Here is a 15,425-nt window from a genome sequence, read left to right on the forward strand (position 1 = left end):
CCAGTTAGGCGATGCCGTCGATGTCTACCGGGAGGTGGGAAGGCCCCCGCAGGAACGGGCTGGGCCGGTATGCCGGCGGGTCGTCCACCAGCTTCGGGTTCTTGATTCTGCTGGCGAATGCGGTGAGGGCGATCTGGGCTTCCAGCCGGGCCAGGGGTGCTCCGAAGCAGAGGTGGATGCCGCCGCCGAAGCCCAGGTGGCCGTTGTTGGGCCGGTCCGGGATGAAGAGGTCGGGGTCAGTGACGTGGGCCGGGTCCCGGTTTGCTGCGGCCAGGAGCAGCGTGAAGGAGGCCCCGGCCGGGATAGTGGTGCCGGCGATGTCGATATCGTCGAGGGCTGTGCGGAAGGGGACGAAATGCACCGGCGGTTCATAACGCAGCAGTTCCTCAACCATCGGGATGGCCAGCTCGGGGTCGTTGCGCAGCCGCTCCAGCTGGGCCGGGTGGCGGAGCAGGGTCAGGGCGCCGTTGACGATGAGGTTCACGGTGGTTTCGTGTCCGGCGATGAGCAGCAACAGGCCGGTGCCCACCAGCTGATCCGCGGGCATGCTGCCTTCCGGCCCTTCATCGGTGGCCATGGCCGAGAGCATGTCGTCGCCCGGTGACTTCCGGTGGGACTCCACCAGTTCTTCCATGAAGGCGCGCAGCTCCGCGCCGGCTTCCGCTCGCTTTTTCTGCTGGGTTTCAGGGTCCAGACCCGGATCAGTGGATTGCAGGGCAACGTCCACCCAGACCCGAAAGCGCTGCTCGTCGCTCTCAGGCACGCCGAGCAGCTCGCAGATCACCGTGACCGGCAGCGGATAGGCCAGCTCATCGACGACGTCGATCCTGCTGCGATCCGCCATCTTGTCGATCAGGTCGGTGACGATTTCCTTCATCCGTGGCTCCATCCCGGCGATCCGGCCGGGCGTCGTCGGCGGCCCGAAGTGGCGCATGGTCATCCGGCGGAACTTATCGTGGTCGGGCGGATCCATGCTCAGGAACGTTGGCGTCATGTCGGCGCCGTCGCCCTGGTCCCCGGAGACACCGGCGGCGGCTGCGGCAGGATTGCGGCTGATCTCGGAGCTGACCCGCGGATCGTGCAACAGCGAGACGACCTCGGCGTAGGTGCTGACCAGGTAAGTTCCGTCCGGCAGCCGCGTCACCGGTGTTTTGCGGAGGTCAGCATAAAACGGGTAGGGGTTGGCCCGGTTGGAGTAGTCGAGGACCTGCTCCCAGGAGCTGGCGTGGGTCATGGCGAATGCTCCTTAGATCGTTGCGCGGTTTCCGCCGGCCTCCGGGACGGTGTGTCGCCGGCGGCAGGATGGGTCAGTCGGGCGCGGCGTTCGTTGGGGTCGTGGCCGGTCACGACGACGGTTGCGTCCTGGGTGGGGCTGACCGCCGGTTTGAAGCCGGCCGGCACGGCGTGCCCATCGGCCGACTCGTCCACGTGGTGGAAGGCGGGCGGGAAGGGCGCGGCCTGTTCGATCAACGGTTCGTAGAATTCGAGCCACTTGTTCTGGTTGAAGGCAACAGCCGCGACAATGCGGCCCTTGTAGCCGTAGACGGCCAGGAAGCGCCGCTGGGCCACCGATCCTTGGACGATGGCGACTTCATCGGCGGCCGAGGGAACCCCGACGCTCTTGATTTCGGTGCCGAACTGGACCGACCAGAATTGCGGCACCGCCAGATGCGGCCAGCGTTCGGTTTCGCGGCTGACCATATTGTGCGCAGCAACCTCTGCCTGCGAGATGGCGTTGCCCCAGTGCTCCACGGCAAGGAATTGGTAGCCGTACATCGGCTGCGGGGCGCGCGCTATGTCCCCGGCCACGAAGACGTCATCGGTGACCAGGCCGTTCGCGTCGAAAGCGCGGCAGCCGGCGTCGCAGGCGACTCCCCACACACCGCAGGCCAACCCGGAGTCTGCGAGCCATTCGACATTGCGCACGGAGCCCAGTGCGGCGACCGCCACGTCGGCCTCAGCCGTCGTCCCGTCGGACAGGACGGCCCGGCGCAGCCGCCCTGCGGCATCCCCTTCGAGGGAAGTGACCCGGACGCCGCAGCGCAGATCCACGCCCTTCTCGAGCTGCAGGTCGCCGGCTATGGCGCCGATCGTACCTCCGAGGGCCGCGACCAGGGGCGCCGGCCCGGCCTCGGCAACGGTGACCGGGAGACCGAGTTCACGGCACACGGACGCGACCTCGCAGCCGATGAACCCGGCGCCGATGACCAGCACCCGGCGGGGTCGCCCGGCCAGGAACTGCCGGAGCTTCAAAGCGTCCTCCCGGGTGCGCAACGTCAAGACCCCTTCCAGCGCTGCCTCGGCAGGGTTCGGCCAGGGGCGGGAGCGCAGTCCGGTGGCGATCAGCACCTTGTCGAAGCCGATCCGGCTCCCGTCGGCGAGCCGGACGTGCTTGGCCCGCAGGTCCAGCCCGGTCGCCGCGACTCCCAGCCGCCAGCTGGCAGCGATGTCCCGGCGTTGGGGCAACGAAGTATCTGCGGAGCTCATCGTCCCGGCCAGGAGTTGTTTGGACAGCGGCGGCCGGTCGTAGGGCTCGTGGGGCTCCTCGCCGACCAGGGTCAGCGGACCGGTGAAGCCCTCCTCACGCAGCCGCTCCGCCGCGTGCAGCCCAGTCAGCGATGCACCGACAATGACGATCCGGCCTGTTTTCTTGAACGAGCTGCCGTGGCCGTCTCCGGCAACGCCAGCCGTCCCCGGCCGTCCTTCCGGATGCTGCGATTCGTTCGGCCCGTCCGTGTGCTCCAGGCTGATGGCCTGGACCGGACACGCGGCAGCGGCCCGACGGATTTTGATGCGCTGCGCTTCGTCCGGGTCCGGGTCGTAGGTGAGCGCCTCGTCCCCCTGGATGCGGAAGACCTCCGGGGCAAGGAAGGCGCATTGGGCGTAGCCTTGGCATTTTGTGAGATCGACGGCGATCCGCATGCCGCACTTCTTCCTCTTGTCGGCTTCCGGCCGTGATCCGCCATGCGGCCGGTGCCTCTCAGGACTGAACCGTGACGGCCCCCGTCCCGGCAGGCCGTGAGGCCCCGAGGCGGGCCCGGGCAGGGGCCCCAAGGTGACTCATGTTCAAGTGAATCGAGTCTAGGCCGGGTGGACGGCGCGGCGGAAGGCCCTCCGCGCTGCGTCAGCGGTGTGCGTCTTGCCGCTCCGTGTCGGCCGCCGGATTCAGCGCGGCCTTGCGCCTGCGGCCGGCTCCTGGGGGGTCCTCAATGCAGCGCGGACCGTTGATCATGACCGCTCCAACCAGCATCACCACAATGCAGGCGCCCAGCATGGCAAAGGATGCAGTCCACGAGCCGGTAGATTCGTGGACCACTCCGAACAGGAGCGGAGCAACGCTGGCGCCGGCGTAACCGAGACCCTGGCTGAAGCCGGACAGCACAGCCGAGCCGTGGACGGTGCGCGAGCGCAGGTTGACCATCAGCAGCGCGACGGCGAAGGTGCCCTGGCCCAGCCCGGACAGCGTTACCCACCACCAGGTGCCGCTCTCCGGCGACAGCAGCAGCCCCGCATGCCCGCCAATCCAGCACAGGGTGAACACCAGGATCGCGGCGAGCGGATGCTTCAGCCGGGGCACGATCAGCGGCACCAGCAGGCTGACCGGCAGCCCCAGGATGGCGAAGTAGGCCAGGGCAGAGCCCGCCGCCGCCGCGTCGATGCCGTGCGCGGTGAGATATGGCGGCAACCAGGTGAAGTACACGTAGGTCTGTGCGGAATTACCGGCCAGGAAGATAGCCAGCCCCCAAGCCACCGGCGAGCGCCAAGGGTTCAGCTTTCCGGCTGCAGGCGAGGCAGCAGCAGGAGCCGGGGTGCCGCCGTCGTACGTCTTGCCCTTGCGGCGGTCCCGTGCCGCCTGCACTGCCCACGGGACCAGCACCACGGCGCTGACCGACGCCCAGAGCGCCAGCGAGACCCGCCAGCCGGCGGCCTCGGCCAACGGGACGGAAAACTGCGGGCTCATCGCGGTGCCCACCGCCAGCAGCGTCACATAGCCGGCGGTGACCGCCCCGATGCGGTCCGGGAAGTATTTCCGCACCAGCGGCGGCAGCACCACGTTGCCCATGCCGTACCCGGCCATCACCACCGCGCTCAGGCCCAGGAAGGGCCAGACCCCGTCGACGGCGGCGCGGCCCACCTGGCCAGCGACGGCCAGCAGCACGGCCGCGACCAGCACCTTTTCCAGCCCGAGCCAGCGGATCAGCGCCGGTGTGCACAGGCCGGCCGCCGCGAAGACCAGCGGCGGCAGCATGGCCAGCGCGCCGATGGTAGTCGCATCGAAGCCCAGTTCCGGGCCCAGTTCACCCAGCAGCGGGCCCACGGCGGAGACCGCGGCGCGCAAGCTCAGCGCCATGGTCAGGATGCCCAGCAGTGCACCGATCCGTCCGGTCCAGGGCTTGCGAAGGAAGGAGTTCACTTGCCTACCCTAGCCGGGGGCAGCCCCTACACCTGCGCAGGATACGGGCCGCGGCGCAGCAGCCGGGCCAGATGAACGGCGTTCCGGGCCGCCGTGGCGGTGGTCGTCGCCGTGACGTCGGGAGTCTCCTGCAGGTCCTGGAAATCGGTCCCATGCATTGCTTCGCCCACCCAGTACGTCGACCCTTGGGCCGGGATGCTGAAGCCGACGTCGGCCAGTCCCTGGTAGAGCTCGGCCGTGACATGGTGGGCGCCGTCCTCGTTTCCGACCACCGCCACCAGCGCGACCTTGTCGAACATGCTGGGCCGGCCGGCCTCGTCGGTTTCGGACAGCTCGGCGTCCAGTCGTTCGAGCACCCGCTGGGCAAGGCTGGCCGGATGGCCCAGCCAGATCGGCGTGGCGAGCACCAGGATGTCCGCCTGCAGCACCTTGGCACGGATGGACGGCCAGGCATCGCCCTCGCCCATGTCCGTCTGCACGCCGGGCTTGACGTCATGGTCCACAACCCGGAGCAGCTCACAGTCGACGTCCTGCCGGGACAGTTGCGTGATCACCTGCCGGGCCAGCAGTTCGCTGCTGGACGGTTTAGGTGACGGCGTCAAAGTGCAGACCAGGGCCAGGGCGTTGAGCTTTGTCTCCTCCATGGCGCCATTCTGCAGGTTATGCCGCCGGCACGGAAGGGTGCGCGCCCGGCTCACCGTCCGGTGATGCCCGTCCAGCCGAGTCACCCGAGGCCCCGCAGTGGCCGGCCGAGGCACCCGGGGAGGCACCGCCGTCGTTGTTCCCCCACGCCGTAACCAACTTACAAGGGGTGACACGCGCCACCGTAAGATGGTGCTGGCGCCCTTCCCGTGCGGCGCCGGGACCGCACCGCCGCCCAGCTGAAGGGCCAGTCGCGGTCCTGAGGAACAAGGAAGTGGTGCCACAAGCATGCTTGACCAGTCAACGATCGAGTCCATCGCCGACGAGTTGGTGGAGGCGGGGCGGACCCGGACGCCGGTGCAGCGGCTGACCGCCCGGTACCCGGAGATGACCATTGAGGACTCCTACAAGGTGCAGAACCTGTGGCGGGAGCGCAGCGAGGCTGCCGGGCGGACTCTGGCCGGCCGCAAGATCGGGCTGACCTCCAAGGCCATGCAGTACGCCACCGGCATCAGCGAACCGGACTACGGGATCATCTTCGATGACATGATCCTGGAGAACGGCTGCACGGTGAAGTGGGACCAGTACACCCACCCGCGCATCGAGGTTGAGCTGGCCTTTGTGCTCAACCGCGACGTCAAGGGCCCCAACGCCACCATCTTCGACGTGCTGAATGCCACCGAGTACGTGGTTCCCGCGCTGGAGATCCTGGACTCCCGGATCGAGATGGAAGGCCGCACCATCGTGGACACCATCTCGGACAATGCCGCGATGGGCGCCATGGTGATCGGCGGCAACCCGGTCCGCCCGCAGGACGTGGACCTGCGCTGGATCTCTGCCATCCTGTACAAGAACCAGACGGTGGAGGAGACCGGCGTGGCCGCCGGCGTGCTCAACCACCCGGCCGCCGGCGTCTACTGGCTGGCCAACAAGATCGCCCCGCACGGCGACCACCTCAAGGCCGGCGAAACCATCCTGGCCGGCTCCTTCACCCGCCCCATGTGGGTCCACGAAGGCGACACCGTGTTCGCGGACTACGGACAGCTGGGAACCATCACATGCCGTTTCGAGTAGAACCCGATCCGTCCTTCAAGGACGCACTGGCCGCCGCCGACCGCCCGCTGGCCGGCATCTGGGTCAGCTCCGGCTCGCCGCTGATCGCCGAGCTGTGCGCCGGCGCCGGCTTCGACTGGATCTTCATCGACGCCGAGCACTCCCCCAACGGGCTGGAGTCCGTGCTGGCCCAACTGCAGGCAGTGCGCGGCTACCCGGGCATCCCGGTGGTCCGTCCGCCGGTCAATGACACGGTGCTGATCAAGCAGTACCTGGACCTGGGCGCGCAGACGCTGATCATCCCGATGGTGCACACCGCCGAGCAGGCCCGGGCGGCGGTGGCAGCCACCCGCTACCCGCCGGCCGGCGTGCGCGGCGTCGGGTCCGCGCTGGCCCGGTCGGCCCGCTGGAACCGGATTCCGGACTACCTCACCCGCGCGGAGGAAACGCTGACCCTGATCGTGCAGATCGAGTCCGCGGAGGCCGTGGAGAACGCCGCCGAGATCGCCGCGGTGGACGGCGTGGACGGCGTCTTCATCGGCCCGTCCGATCTCGCCGCGTCGATGGGCGTGATCGGGCAGCAGGAGCATCCCGAGGTGGTTGCCGGCGTGGAGAAGGCGCTGAAGGCGGCCAAGGCGGCCGGCAAGTTTGTGGGGGTCAATGCCTTCGCCGAAGCCTCGGCCCGCCGCTACATGGAGTGGGGCGCCGACTTTGTGGGCGTCGGCGCCGACGTGGCGCTGCTGGCCCGCGGCTCCGAAGCCCTGGCCGCCAAGTACCTCCCGTCGGACGGGGACAGCGCCGCAGGAACGCCGGCCAGTTACTGATCGAAGCAGACAACGACGGCGGTGCTTGGGTGGGTTTCGCAGCCCACCCAAGCACCGCTGTCGTCCTGCCACGGCGTTAAGATCCCGGCGTTAAGATCGGAGCAGCGAATCTGCGCGTGGTCGAGGAGGGTGAGAAATGGCAGCTGCACACGGCCGCGCACTTGGTCAGCGGGCCATGAACCCCGCCCTGGCACGCGTCTCGGCCGAGCCCGGCGGCGTCGGGCTGATCGACCACCCGCTCCGTGCGCCCGGCGCAGACGAAGTGGAGCTCAGGGTCAGCCTCTGCGGATTGTGCGGATCGGACGTCATTGTCTACCGTGCCGACCCGGCGGCGGCGTCGGTTCCGCTCGGCATGGTGCTGGGCCACGAGTCGGTCGGCTCGGTGGTCCGTGCCGGGCTGCTGGTACCGGAATGGCTCGCCCCCGGGACCCGTGTGGTGCCGATTTCCACCGTCGGCTGCGGGCACTGTGCGGCGTGCCGGGCGGACCAGCCGCACCTCTGCGCCAGACGGTCCGGCCTGGGGCTGACCCAGCATGGACAAGCAGCCTCCCGGGCGCTGGTACCGTGGCGCAACCTGGTGCCCGTGCCGGACTCGGTCCCTGACACCACCGCGGTTCTCGCCGAGCCTGCCTCCATCGCCTGGCGGGCGGTGGCAACCGTGGCCCGGATCCAGCCCGGGGAGCGGGTAGCGGTGTCGACCACCCGCAGCATCGGCCTGCTCGCGGGCTTGATGGCACAGCGCGCCGGCGCCGCGGTGACGATGATCGGCCGTGAGGGCCCCGGGCACCAGGCCCGAGTCGAACTGGCCGCCAGTCTGGGACTGGACAGCACCACCGGACCGCGGCCGGACAGCTATGACGTGTGGATTGAAGCGACCGGCGCGGGTACGCATTTGGCTCGGGCCGTCGAGGAACTGCGCCCCCTGGGCCGTCTGGTCATGGTGGCGATGTACGCCACCGGAACCGCACCGGCGCCCGTGGTCCGGACCAGTAAGAACCTTGACGTGCTGCACAGCTTCATCTCGACCCGTCCGGACTTTGAACACGCCTTGGCTTTTCTCGCCAGCCTGCCGGATCTAGGCGAGCGCCTGATTACCACCTATCCCATGGACCGGGCCGTGGAAGCACTCCGGCTGACTGCTGACGGCAGCACCGACGCCGTCGGGCGGCCGCTCATCAAAGCCGTGCTGCAGCCCAACCTGTGATCTGAAAAGGCCTCGACATGTGACCAATTGGTCACCTATCATGGGCTTATGGATGCCGTGTTCAAAGCGTTGGCGGATCCCACCCGGCGAGAACTGCTGGATGAACTGTTCCGCGAGGACGGGCAGACCCTCACCGCGCTGGAAGCGCATTTCAACATCACGCGCTTTGGAGTCATGAAGCACCTGAGGCAATTGGAAGAGGCCAACTTGGTGGTCACCCGCCGCCGCGGCCGGGAAAAACTCCATTTCCTCAATCCGGTGCCCATCCGGCTCATCCACGACCGCTGGGTGAGCAAGTATGCACAGCCGTGGGCCGCTGGGCTCAGCGACCTCAAATCCCGATTGGAAAATCCCATGGAAAAGATTTTCGAGATCTACATCCGCACCACCCCGGAAAAGCTCTGGGAGGCCATCACGGACAGCGAGATCAGAAGCAAGTACAACTTCGGCAACGGGATCGAGACCGACTGGACACCGGGCTCCCACTACACCATGACCAATCCCCGTGCGGATGCCCCGCTCGGCGAGGGCGAAAACCTGGAAGTGGACCCACCGCGCAAATTGGTGCAGACCATGCGTGCGCTCTGGGGCGAGGACGTGATCGCCGAAGGCACCTCGCGGGTGACCTGGGAGATCGAGCAGGTGGAGGACTCCTGCCGGCTCACCGTCACGCACGACCAGCTGCGCGAAGGCGCCAATGACCAGCTGTACGGCGGCTGGCCAATGATCCTCTCCGGGCTCAAGACCTGGCTGGAAACCGGCGAGCTGCTCACCACCCCGGGTTCGTTGATGTACACCTGAGCCGGCGAACGCACGACGGCGGTGCCCGCCTTGCGAGGGGCCGGGCACCCAAGCGGCCGCTAGCAGGAGGTCGGGCGGCCTGCCTTTTCGGCAAGCTTGGCCGCCTTCGCGGCCTGCTTCCGTGCCCGCTCACGCGCCTTACCCAGGGCTTCCCGCTCCTTACGCTGTGACTCGCGCAGCTGCTGTTCAGCTTGGCGCAGCGCGGTTTCGGCATCGCGGCGCTTTCGGGACGCCTCGCGGGCTCCGGGATCCTTCAACACGGCGGCGTCGATCTCCGGAGTCGTTGCCGCGGAGGCGCCTTCTGCACCTTCGGCAGGCGTGCCCTGTGTGCCGTTCGCGCCGTCTGCTTCCGGCTTTTGTGAGGCATCGATCCGGCCGGCTATTCCATCCAGCACCAACTCCAAGCCGACGCCGAACGGGTCGTTGGTGCTTTCCGGGCCCAACAGGCCCAACTGCAGCACATGGGCTACCGTCGGGAACTCTTCCGGCGACACCAAAGACATCAAGACCTGTTCCTGGCTCCGCTCCACTTCGGCCAGCGCCTGGTCGTCCGGGGCAGCCTGCATGTACATGCGTTCGATCAGCGCCTGCCAGTAGCCGTAGCCACTCAACAGCAGCGTGACCGACAACCGGTCGGCGTAACTCAACGGCGTGGATTCGAAGGTGGCTAGGCCGGCGTCCATCCAGGCCACACTGTTGGGCGTTGACGGGACCCCCTGCATGGGGATATCGAGCACCCAGGGCCGTGCCCGGTATACGGCAAGCAGCGAATGGAACCAACTCTTGGCGGCCTCCCGCCAGCCGGCCTCCGGATCGCGCCGCGGCGGCACCCCCAGCGCCTGCTCGTACATGAGCAGCACCATGTCGTCTTTGGCCGAGACATACCGGTATAGCGACATCGTAGTGAAACCGAGCTTCGCGGCTACGGCAGTCATGGAGACGGCCGCCAGCCCCTCGGCATCGGCAATCTCCATGGCCGCGTCCACGATGCCCTCGATGCTGAGCTCCCGCTTGGGCCCACGCTGAGGCGTGGCAGCCACCCCCCACGCCAGGGCAATGCCGCGGGGGAGTTCGGGCGTTTCGTCGGCTGTCCTCATGACCTCCATCTTCCCGCCGCGGCACCGCCCGCAGGAAATCGCTTGACACCGTTTCGTACAACTGTGTATGACTTAAACCCAGTTTATAGCATAAACAGATTCAATCATCGGGATGCCCGATCAGATCATTTGGAGATCCAGCCATGGAAGCCACCATTCGGGCACGCGGAATCCGTAAAGCCTTCGGCAAGACGACGGTGCTGAACGGAGTGGACCTGGACGTGGTCCGCGGAACCATCACCGCCGTCCTCGGCCCCAACGGAGCCGGCAAGACCACGCTGCTGAACATCCTGTCAACGCTGATCCCGCCCGACGCCGGAACAGCATCGGTCAACGGCCATGACGTGGCGGCCAGCCCGGCGTTTGTCCGCGAGTCGATCAGCGTGACCGGACAGGCCGCTGCAGTGGACGAGATCCTGACGGCAGCCGAGAACCTCCAGATGCTGGGCCGGCTGAACGGGCTGGACCGGGCCGGGGCCCGCCGGCGCAGCCGCGCTCTGCTGGAGGACTTTGGACTGCAGGAAGCAGCCAACCGACGGGTGAGCACGTTCTCCGGCGGCATGCGTCGACGGCTGGACCTGGCCTTGGGATTGGTGGCGGCCCCGCCGGTCATCTTCCTGGACGAACCGACCACCGGACTGGACACCCGGAGCCGCAGGGCACTGTGGGACACCATCCACGGACTGCGTGCCAGCGGCGCCACAATCCTGCTGACCACTCAATACCTCGAGGAGGCGGACGAACTCGCCGACACCGTCGTTGTCATCGACGGCGGCCGAGTGGTGGCGAATGGATCGCCCGGCGAGCTCAAGGCGCAGGTGGGCGAGACCGTCGTCGAACTCAAGACGGCCGACGGCGGACTGCTGGCTTCAATCCCTACCGACGGAACGTTGCAGGGGCTGCGCGCGGCGATGGAGCAGATCGGGTCTTCGGCCGCACCCGGGACACCGGTATCGCTCCGCTCCCCCAGCCTGGACGACGTCTTCCTGCACCTGACGGATGCCGCGACACCCGGCACCGCTGCACAGAAAGCACTCCTATGACCTCCACCGACACAACTGCCTACACGCCCGGATCACTAGCGGCGCACCGGCGCCGCCCTGCCTGGCCGGTGACCAACGCCGTCCTGATCGGCCGCAGCCTCCGCCATTCGCTCCGAAACGTCGACGCCCTGCTGATGGCCATCCTGCTGCCCGTCATCCTGATGCTGATGTTCACCTACGTGTTCGGTGGCGCCATCTCCCCGAACGGCGGATACGTGGACTATGTGGTCCCCGGGATCATCCTGACCTGCGCCGGATTCGGAGCCTCCTCAGCCGCCGTCGACACGGCCACCGACCTCGCGAACGGGATCATCGACCGCTTCCGAACCCTGCCCATCCGGAGTTCGGCGGTGCTGACCGGCCACACGGTCGCCTCGCTGGTCCGGAACCTGGTGGCCACCGCCGTCGTGATCATGGTTGCTCTGCTGGTGGGCTTCCGTCCGTCGGCCGGCCCACTGGAATGGCTGGGTGCAGCAGGGATAGTTGCCTTGTACATTCTGGCCATCACCACCCTGTTCACGGCGATCGGCGTGGTAGCCAGTTCGCCGCAGGCAGCCTCCGGCTATGGTTTTGTGCTGCTGTTCTTGCCATACCTGTCCAGCGCCTTCGTGCCGGTGGATACGATGCCGGCGTGGCTGCAGCCGCTGGCCGAGTACCAGCCCATCACCGCAGTCAACGAAACCATCCGGGCGCTGCTGATGGACACGGAAATGGAACCGTACGGCGCTGCCGCGGTGGTGTGGTGCTTGGGGATTGCCACCGTGGGCGCGGCCTGGGGAGCATGGGCCTTCCGGCGCCGGGCCGGCCGCCGGTAACGCCGGCCACTCTTGGCCTCAGCCACCTGATCGAGGAATCAGCAGGCGCCCTTTTCACGGCTGAAAAGGGCGCCTGCTGAATAGTCGGTTCGGGTCCGGTGGCGTTCCGCGGCCGCTGACGCTCCGGGGGGCCCTAGGGCCGGGCTCCAGCGGAGTGCCGGGTGGAGCGGGACGAGCCTAGGAGAGCTTGGACGCCACCAGCGAGGTCAGGTCCACCAGGCGGTTGGAGTAGCCCCACTCGTTGTCGTACCAGCCAATAACCTTGACCTGGTTCCCCATCACCTTGGTCAGGCCGGAGTCGAAGATCGCCGACGCCGGATCGGTGACGATGTCCGAGGAGACAATCGGATCCTCGGTGTAGGTGAGGATGCCGGCCAACTGCGGGTCGGCAGCCGCTGCCTTGAACGCCTCGTTAACTTCCTCCGCGGTGACCTCGCGCCCCACGGTGACGGTCAGGTCCGTGGCGGAGCCGGTGGGCACCGGCACGCGGATGGCAAACCCGTCCAGCTTGCCCTTCAGCTCCGGCAGCACCTGCCCGATCGCCTTTGCGGCGCCGGTGGAGGTGGGGACCATGTTGATGGCGGCGGCGCGGGCACGGCGCAGGTCCCGGTGCGGGCCGTCCTGCAGGTTTTGGTCCGCGGTGTAGGCGTGGATGGTAGTCATCAAGCCCTGCTCGATGCCGAAGTTCTCGTGCAGCACCTTTGCCAGCGGCGCCAGGCAGTTGGTGGTGCAGGAGGCATTGGAGACGATGTGGTGCGTCCCGTCGTCGTACTCTCCGTCGTTGACGCCCATCACCACGCTCAGCACGTCGCCCTTGGCCGGGGCGGAAATCAGGACCTTGCGGGCGCCGGCCACCAGGTGCTTTTCCGCATCCGCGGCGTCAGTGAAGCGGCCGGTTGATTCGATCACGATATCCACGCCGAGTTCGCCCCACGGCAGGTTGCCGGGGTCGCGTTCGGCGAGGACCTTGATAACCCTGCCGTCCACCACCAGGTCGCCGTCGGCAACCGCGACCTCCGCGGCCAGCCGTCCGACGACGGAATCGTACTTGAGCAGGTGCGCCAGGGTCTCCGGCGAGCCGAGGTCGTTGATGGCCACGATCTCCAGATCGGAGCCCAGCTTTCCCTGCGCGAGGGCGGCCCGGAAGTAGTTGCGGCCGATCCGCCCGAAACCGTTGATACCGACCCGCACTGCCATGGGAACTCCTTTTATTTAGCGTCTAAATTTATGTTCCATTACTATTATCCTGATGCTGCCCTACAAGGTCAAGGGGAACGATGTGAGCACCTCCGCCACCACTCCGCAAGTGCTGCGGCTGGCCAATCTGAAAGCCGTGCTGTCTGTCATGCGGGCGAACGGCGCGGTGACCGGCACGGACTTGATCGAGGCCACCGGCCTGACCCGTGCCACGGCCATCGCGGTCTGCGACGATCTGACCGCCCGCGGCTGGGTCCGCGAACTGCCGGGGGAACGTCTGGTGGGCACCACGAAGGGCAGGCCGGCCCGGCGGTTCGAATTCAACCCGGCGGCCGGCTGCGTGCTGGGGATGGACGTGGGCATGGCCACCGCCACTGCCTTGGTGGCGGATTTGAGGGGCCGGACGCTGGCCCGGGTTTCCGAGCGGTTCGACAAGCCGCCGGCCACTGCCGCCTCGCGCCGCGCCACCATCAAGCGGGTGGTCGCCAGCGCCCTGACTGAGGCCGGGCTGGCCCCCTCGGCCGTCCTGGCCGCCGCCATCGGCGTCTCCACGGTAGTGGACCGCCACGGCAACGTGGCTGCCGGACACGAACTGTCCGAACACTTCGACATCGGGCTGCAGACCGAGGTCTTCGCCGACTACGGCTGGCCGGTGCTGCTGGAGAACGACGCCAACCTGGCGGCGCTGGCCGAGCGCTGGAGCGGCGTGGGAACCGGCGTCGACGACCTTGCCGTCATGCTGGCCGGCGAGCGCCTGGGCACCGGCCTGATTGAATCGGGCCGCCTGCTGCATGGCTGCAACGGGGGCGCCGGCGAAGTGGGGACGCTTGAACTGGTGGACGGGGTGGGCAGCCAGGACGGCATCGCCCGGCTTGCGCGCTACTGGGGCAACGAAGCCCTCGCCGCGGAGCGGCCAACGCTGATCCGTGAATTGGTGGGACCGGGAACCAGCCGGGTGTCGGCGCGCTTCGTGTTCGAGGCGGCGGCACGCGGTGACAAGGTGGCCCAAGAGATCCTGGAACGGATCGGCCTGCGGATGGCCCGGGTCATCGCCGTGCTCGGCACCTTCTTCAACCCCGAACTGGTGGTCATTGGCGGCGCGGTGGCGGCTTCGGCATCGGCCCTGCTGCCCACCATCACCCGTGAACTCCCCCGGCTCACCGCAACCCCTCCGCGCGTGGCCGTCTCCGAGTTCGGCGATGCGATCGTGGCTGCCGGCGCCGTCCGGCTGGCGCTGGACTACGTGGAGGAACACGCCATGGAACTAGTCCCGGCCGACGCAGTCAAGTCAGGACATTGATCGGTGCGCCCTCGAGGTAGGCCAGGATGTCCTCGAGCATCTGGGTGTACCCCAACCGGTGGGCCACCTCGGTAACGAAACCGATGTGCGGGCTGAGGATCAGGTTGGACACGCCGAGCAGCGGGCTGTTCGCCGGCAGCGGCTCCACGTCGTAGACATCCAAGGCCGCCCCGGCAATCCTGCCCTCGGCCAGCGCCGCGATCAGTGCCGCCTCATCTACCAACGGCCCGCGCGAGGTGTTGACCAGCCGGCCCGCCGGACCGAGCAGGTCCAGCTCCGCGGCGCCGACGATTCCCACGGTCGATTCCGCGAGCTTCAGGTGGATACTGACAATGTCAGAGCGGCGGAACAGGTCCTCCTTGGATACCAGTTCCGCCCCGTGTTCCGCGGCGCGTTCTGTGGTCAGGTGCGGACTCCAGGCCAGCACTTCCATGCCGAAGGCCGCGGCGTAGCCGGCCATTAACTGGCCCAAGCGGCCGAGGCCCAGCAGCCCAATGGTGGCCCCGGCGAGATCGATCCCCATCCGGGCCTGCCAGATGCCGGCGCGCACATCCCGGTCGTTCTGCGGGATCTCCCGCGTCACCGCCATCACCAGCGCCCAGGCCAGTTCAGCGGGCGCCGCGGTGCCTTTCTGCGTTCCGCAGACCGTCACCCCGCGCTTGCCTGCCGCATTCAAGTCGATCGACGCGTTTCGCATTCCGGTGGTGGTGACCAGCCTGAGGTCCGGCAGCCGGTCCATTAGCTCGGCGGTGATCGGAGTCCGTTCACGCATGGTGACCACCACCTGCGCGCCGACCAGGCGCTCGGCGAGCGCACCGACGTCGTCGAGATGGTCAGTAAAACGTTCGACGGCGATGCCCGCCGGCAACTGGTCCCACGGAGCGCTGCTGAGCGCCACGTCCTGATAGTCGTCGAGGATCGCGATCTTCACGAGGCCAGCCTAGCGGCAAGCCCGGCCGCCCCCGATGCAGCACAGAGCCGGGGCCACACGACCTGGTTAAACGCCGCAGGCAGGGGCCGGAGAGCTTCCGGACC

At 67.8% G+C, this 15,425-nt stretch carries 14 protein-coding genes; 7 read left to right on the forward strand and 7 right to left on the reverse strand.

The genetic code is table 11. The annotated features are described in order from the left end of the window. Window positions 1-4: 4 nt before the first annotated feature. The 4 genes from ACMX2H_RS10990 to ACMX2H_RS11005 form a co-directional block, all read right to left on the reverse strand. Complete coding sequence (locus ACMX2H_RS10990) at window positions 5-1,234, reverse strand: cytochrome P450 (RefSeq protein ID WP_414960530.1); 1,230 nt, start codon at window positions 1,232-1,234, stop codon at window positions 5-7. Beyond that, window positions 1,231-2,922 carry an FAD-dependent oxidoreductase gene (locus ACMX2H_RS10995; protein ID WP_414960531.1) on the reverse strand — a complete coding sequence of 564 codons (1,692 nt, stop codon included), beginning with the start codon at window positions 2,920-2,922 and terminating at the stop codon, window positions 1,231-1,233. Before ACMX2H_RS10995 ends, ACMX2H_RS10990 begins: the two co-directional genes overlap by 4 nt. A gap of 202 nt (window positions 2,923-3,124) precedes the next feature. Next, entirely contained in the window at window positions 3,125-4,414 is a 1,290-nt protein-coding gene (locus ACMX2H_RS11000) for an MFS transporter (RefSeq protein WP_414960532.1), read from the reverse strand. Between the two features lie 26 nt (window positions 4,415-4,440). Continuing rightward, the gene (locus ACMX2H_RS11005) at window positions 4,441-5,058 is read right to left on the reverse strand and encodes a flavodoxin family protein (protein ID WP_414960533.1); all 618 of its coding nucleotides are present in this window, start codon (window positions 5,056-5,058) and stop codon (window positions 4,441-4,443) included. 286 nt (window positions 5,059-5,344) lie between these two features. On the opposite strand from ACMX2H_RS11005, the gene hpaH reads away from it, so the two are divergent. The 4 genes from hpaH (at window position 5,345) to ACMX2H_RS11025 (ending at window position 8,938) form a co-directional block, all read left to right on the forward strand. After that, entirely contained in the window at window positions 5,345-6,130 is a 786-nt protein-coding gene (gene hpaH, locus ACMX2H_RS11010) for a 2-oxo-hept-4-ene-1,7-dioate hydratase (RefSeq protein ID WP_127512373.1), read from the forward strand. Continuing rightward, a complete protein-coding gene (locus ACMX2H_RS11015) occupies window positions 6,115-6,933 on the forward strand; it encodes an HpcH/HpaI aldolase family protein (RefSeq protein ID WP_414960534.1) in 819 nt (272 codons plus the stop codon). The genes hpaH and ACMX2H_RS11015 overlap by 16 nt, the downstream gene beginning before the upstream one ends. 136 nt (window positions 6,934-7,069) lie before the next feature. Further along, a complete protein-coding gene (locus tag ACMX2H_RS11020; RefSeq protein ID WP_414960535.1) occupies window positions 7,070-8,137 on the forward strand; it encodes a zinc-dependent alcohol dehydrogenase in 1,068 nt (355 codons plus the stop codon). 48 nt (window positions 8,138-8,185) lie between these two features. After that, window positions 8,186-8,938, forward strand: a complete 753-nt coding sequence (locus ACMX2H_RS11025) for an ArsR/SmtB family transcription factor (protein ID WP_414960536.1) — start codon at window positions 8,186-8,188, stop codon at window positions 8,936-8,938. A gap of 59 nt (window positions 8,939-8,997) precedes the next feature. Here the strand turns inward: ACMX2H_RS11025 and ACMX2H_RS11030 are convergent, their stop codons facing one another. Further along, the gene (locus tag ACMX2H_RS11030) at window positions 8,998-10,035 is read right to left on the reverse strand and encodes a TetR/AcrR family transcriptional regulator (protein ID WP_414960537.1); all 1,038 of its coding nucleotides are present in this window, start codon (window positions 10,033-10,035) and stop codon (window positions 8,998-9,000) included. A gap of 143 nt (window positions 10,036-10,178) precedes the next feature. Between ACMX2H_RS11030 and ACMX2H_RS11035 the strand changes: the two genes are divergently transcribed. Both ACMX2H_RS11035 and ACMX2H_RS11040 read left to right on the forward strand, forming a co-directional pair. Then, window positions 10,179-11,078 carry an ATP-binding cassette domain-containing protein gene (locus ACMX2H_RS11035; RefSeq protein WP_414960538.1) on the forward strand — a complete coding sequence of 300 codons (900 nt, stop codon included), beginning with the start codon at window positions 10,179-10,181 and terminating at the stop codon, window positions 11,076-11,078. Next, window positions 11,075-11,893 (forward strand): ABC transporter permease, encoded by an 819-nt coding sequence (locus ACMX2H_RS11040; RefSeq protein WP_414960539.1) that lies wholly within the window; start codon window positions 11,075-11,077, stop codon window positions 11,891-11,893. Before ACMX2H_RS11035 ends, ACMX2H_RS11040 begins: the two co-directional genes overlap by 4 nt. Before the next feature lie 177 nt (window positions 11,894-12,070). Here ACMX2H_RS11040 and gap read toward each other — a convergent pair whose 3' ends face one another. Further along, a complete protein-coding gene (gene gap / locus ACMX2H_RS11045) occupies window positions 12,071-13,090 on the reverse strand; it encodes a type I glyceraldehyde-3-phosphate dehydrogenase (protein WP_414960540.1) in 1,020 nt (339 codons plus the stop codon). Window positions 13,091-13,142: 52 nt separating this feature from the next. On the opposite strand from gap, the gene ACMX2H_RS11050 reads away from it, so the two are divergent. Then, window positions 13,143-14,390: an ROK family transcriptional regulator gene (locus ACMX2H_RS11050; RefSeq protein ID WP_414960541.1), complete on the forward strand. Its 1,248-nt coding sequence runs from the start codon at window positions 13,143-13,145 to the stop codon at window positions 14,388-14,390. On the opposite strand, the gene ACMX2H_RS11055 is transcribed toward ACMX2H_RS11050, so the two are convergent. Further along, the gene (locus tag ACMX2H_RS11055; protein ID WP_414960542.1) at window positions 14,374-15,321 is read right to left on the reverse strand and encodes a D-2-hydroxyacid dehydrogenase family protein; all 948 of its coding nucleotides are present in this window, start codon (window positions 15,319-15,321) and stop codon (window positions 14,374-14,376) included. The two genes, ACMX2H_RS11050 and ACMX2H_RS11055, sit on opposite strands and share 17 nt — an antisense overlap. Between the last annotated feature and the right edge of the window lie 104 nt (window positions 15,322-15,425).

The sequence above is a fragment of the Arthrobacter sulfonylureivorans genome (assembly GCF_047607445.1).
GTDB classification, from domain to species: Bacteria; Actinomycetota; Actinomycetes; order Actinomycetales; family Micrococcaceae; genus Crystallibacter; species Crystallibacter sulfonylureivorans_A.

Bases quoted from the DNA above. Each gene is read 5' to 3' on its own strand.
- ACMX2H_RS10990 (WP_414960530.1), bottom strand. From the start codon at position 1,234: ATGACCCACGCCAGCTCCTGGGAGCAGGTCCTCGACTACTCCAACCGG.
- ACMX2H_RS10995 (WP_414960531.1), bottom strand. From the start codon at position 2,922: ATGCGGATCGCCGTCGATCTCACAAAATGCCAAGGCTACGCCCAATGC.
- ACMX2H_RS11005 (WP_414960533.1), bottom strand. From the start codon at position 5,058: ATGGAGGAGACAAAGCTCAACGCCCTGGCCCTGGTCTGCACTTTGACG.
- hpaH (WP_127512373.1), top strand. From the start codon at position 5,345: ATGCTTGACCAGTCAACGATCGAGTCCATCGCCGACGAGTTGGTGGAG.
- ACMX2H_RS11015 (WP_414960534.1), top strand. From the start codon at position 6,115: ATGCCGTTTCGAGTAGAACCCGATCCGTCCTTCAAGGACGCACTGGCC.
- ACMX2H_RS11020 (WP_414960535.1), top strand. From the start codon at position 7,070: ATGGCAGCTGCACACGGCCGCGCACTTGGTCAGCGGGCCATGAACCCC.
- ACMX2H_RS11025 (WP_414960536.1), top strand. From the start codon at position 8,186: ATGGATGCCGTGTTCAAAGCGTTGGCGGATCCCACCCGGCGAGAACTG.
- ACMX2H_RS11030 (WP_414960537.1), bottom strand. From the start codon at position 10,035: ATGAGGACAGCCGACGAAACGCCCGAACTCCCCCGCGGCATTGCCCTG.
- ACMX2H_RS11035 (WP_414960538.1), top strand. From the start codon at position 10,179: ATGGAAGCCACCATTCGGGCACGCGGAATCCGTAAAGCCTTCGGCAAG.
- ACMX2H_RS11040 (WP_414960539.1), top strand. From the start codon at position 11,075: ATGACCTCCACCGACACAACTGCCTACACGCCCGGATCACTAGCGGCG.
- gap (WP_414960540.1), bottom strand. From the start codon at position 13,090: ATGGCAGTGCGGGTCGGTATCAACGGTTTCGGGCGGATCGGCCGCAAC.
- ACMX2H_RS11050 (WP_414960541.1), top strand. From the start codon at position 13,143: ATGCTGCCCTACAAGGTCAAGGGGAACGATGTGAGCACCTCCGCCACC.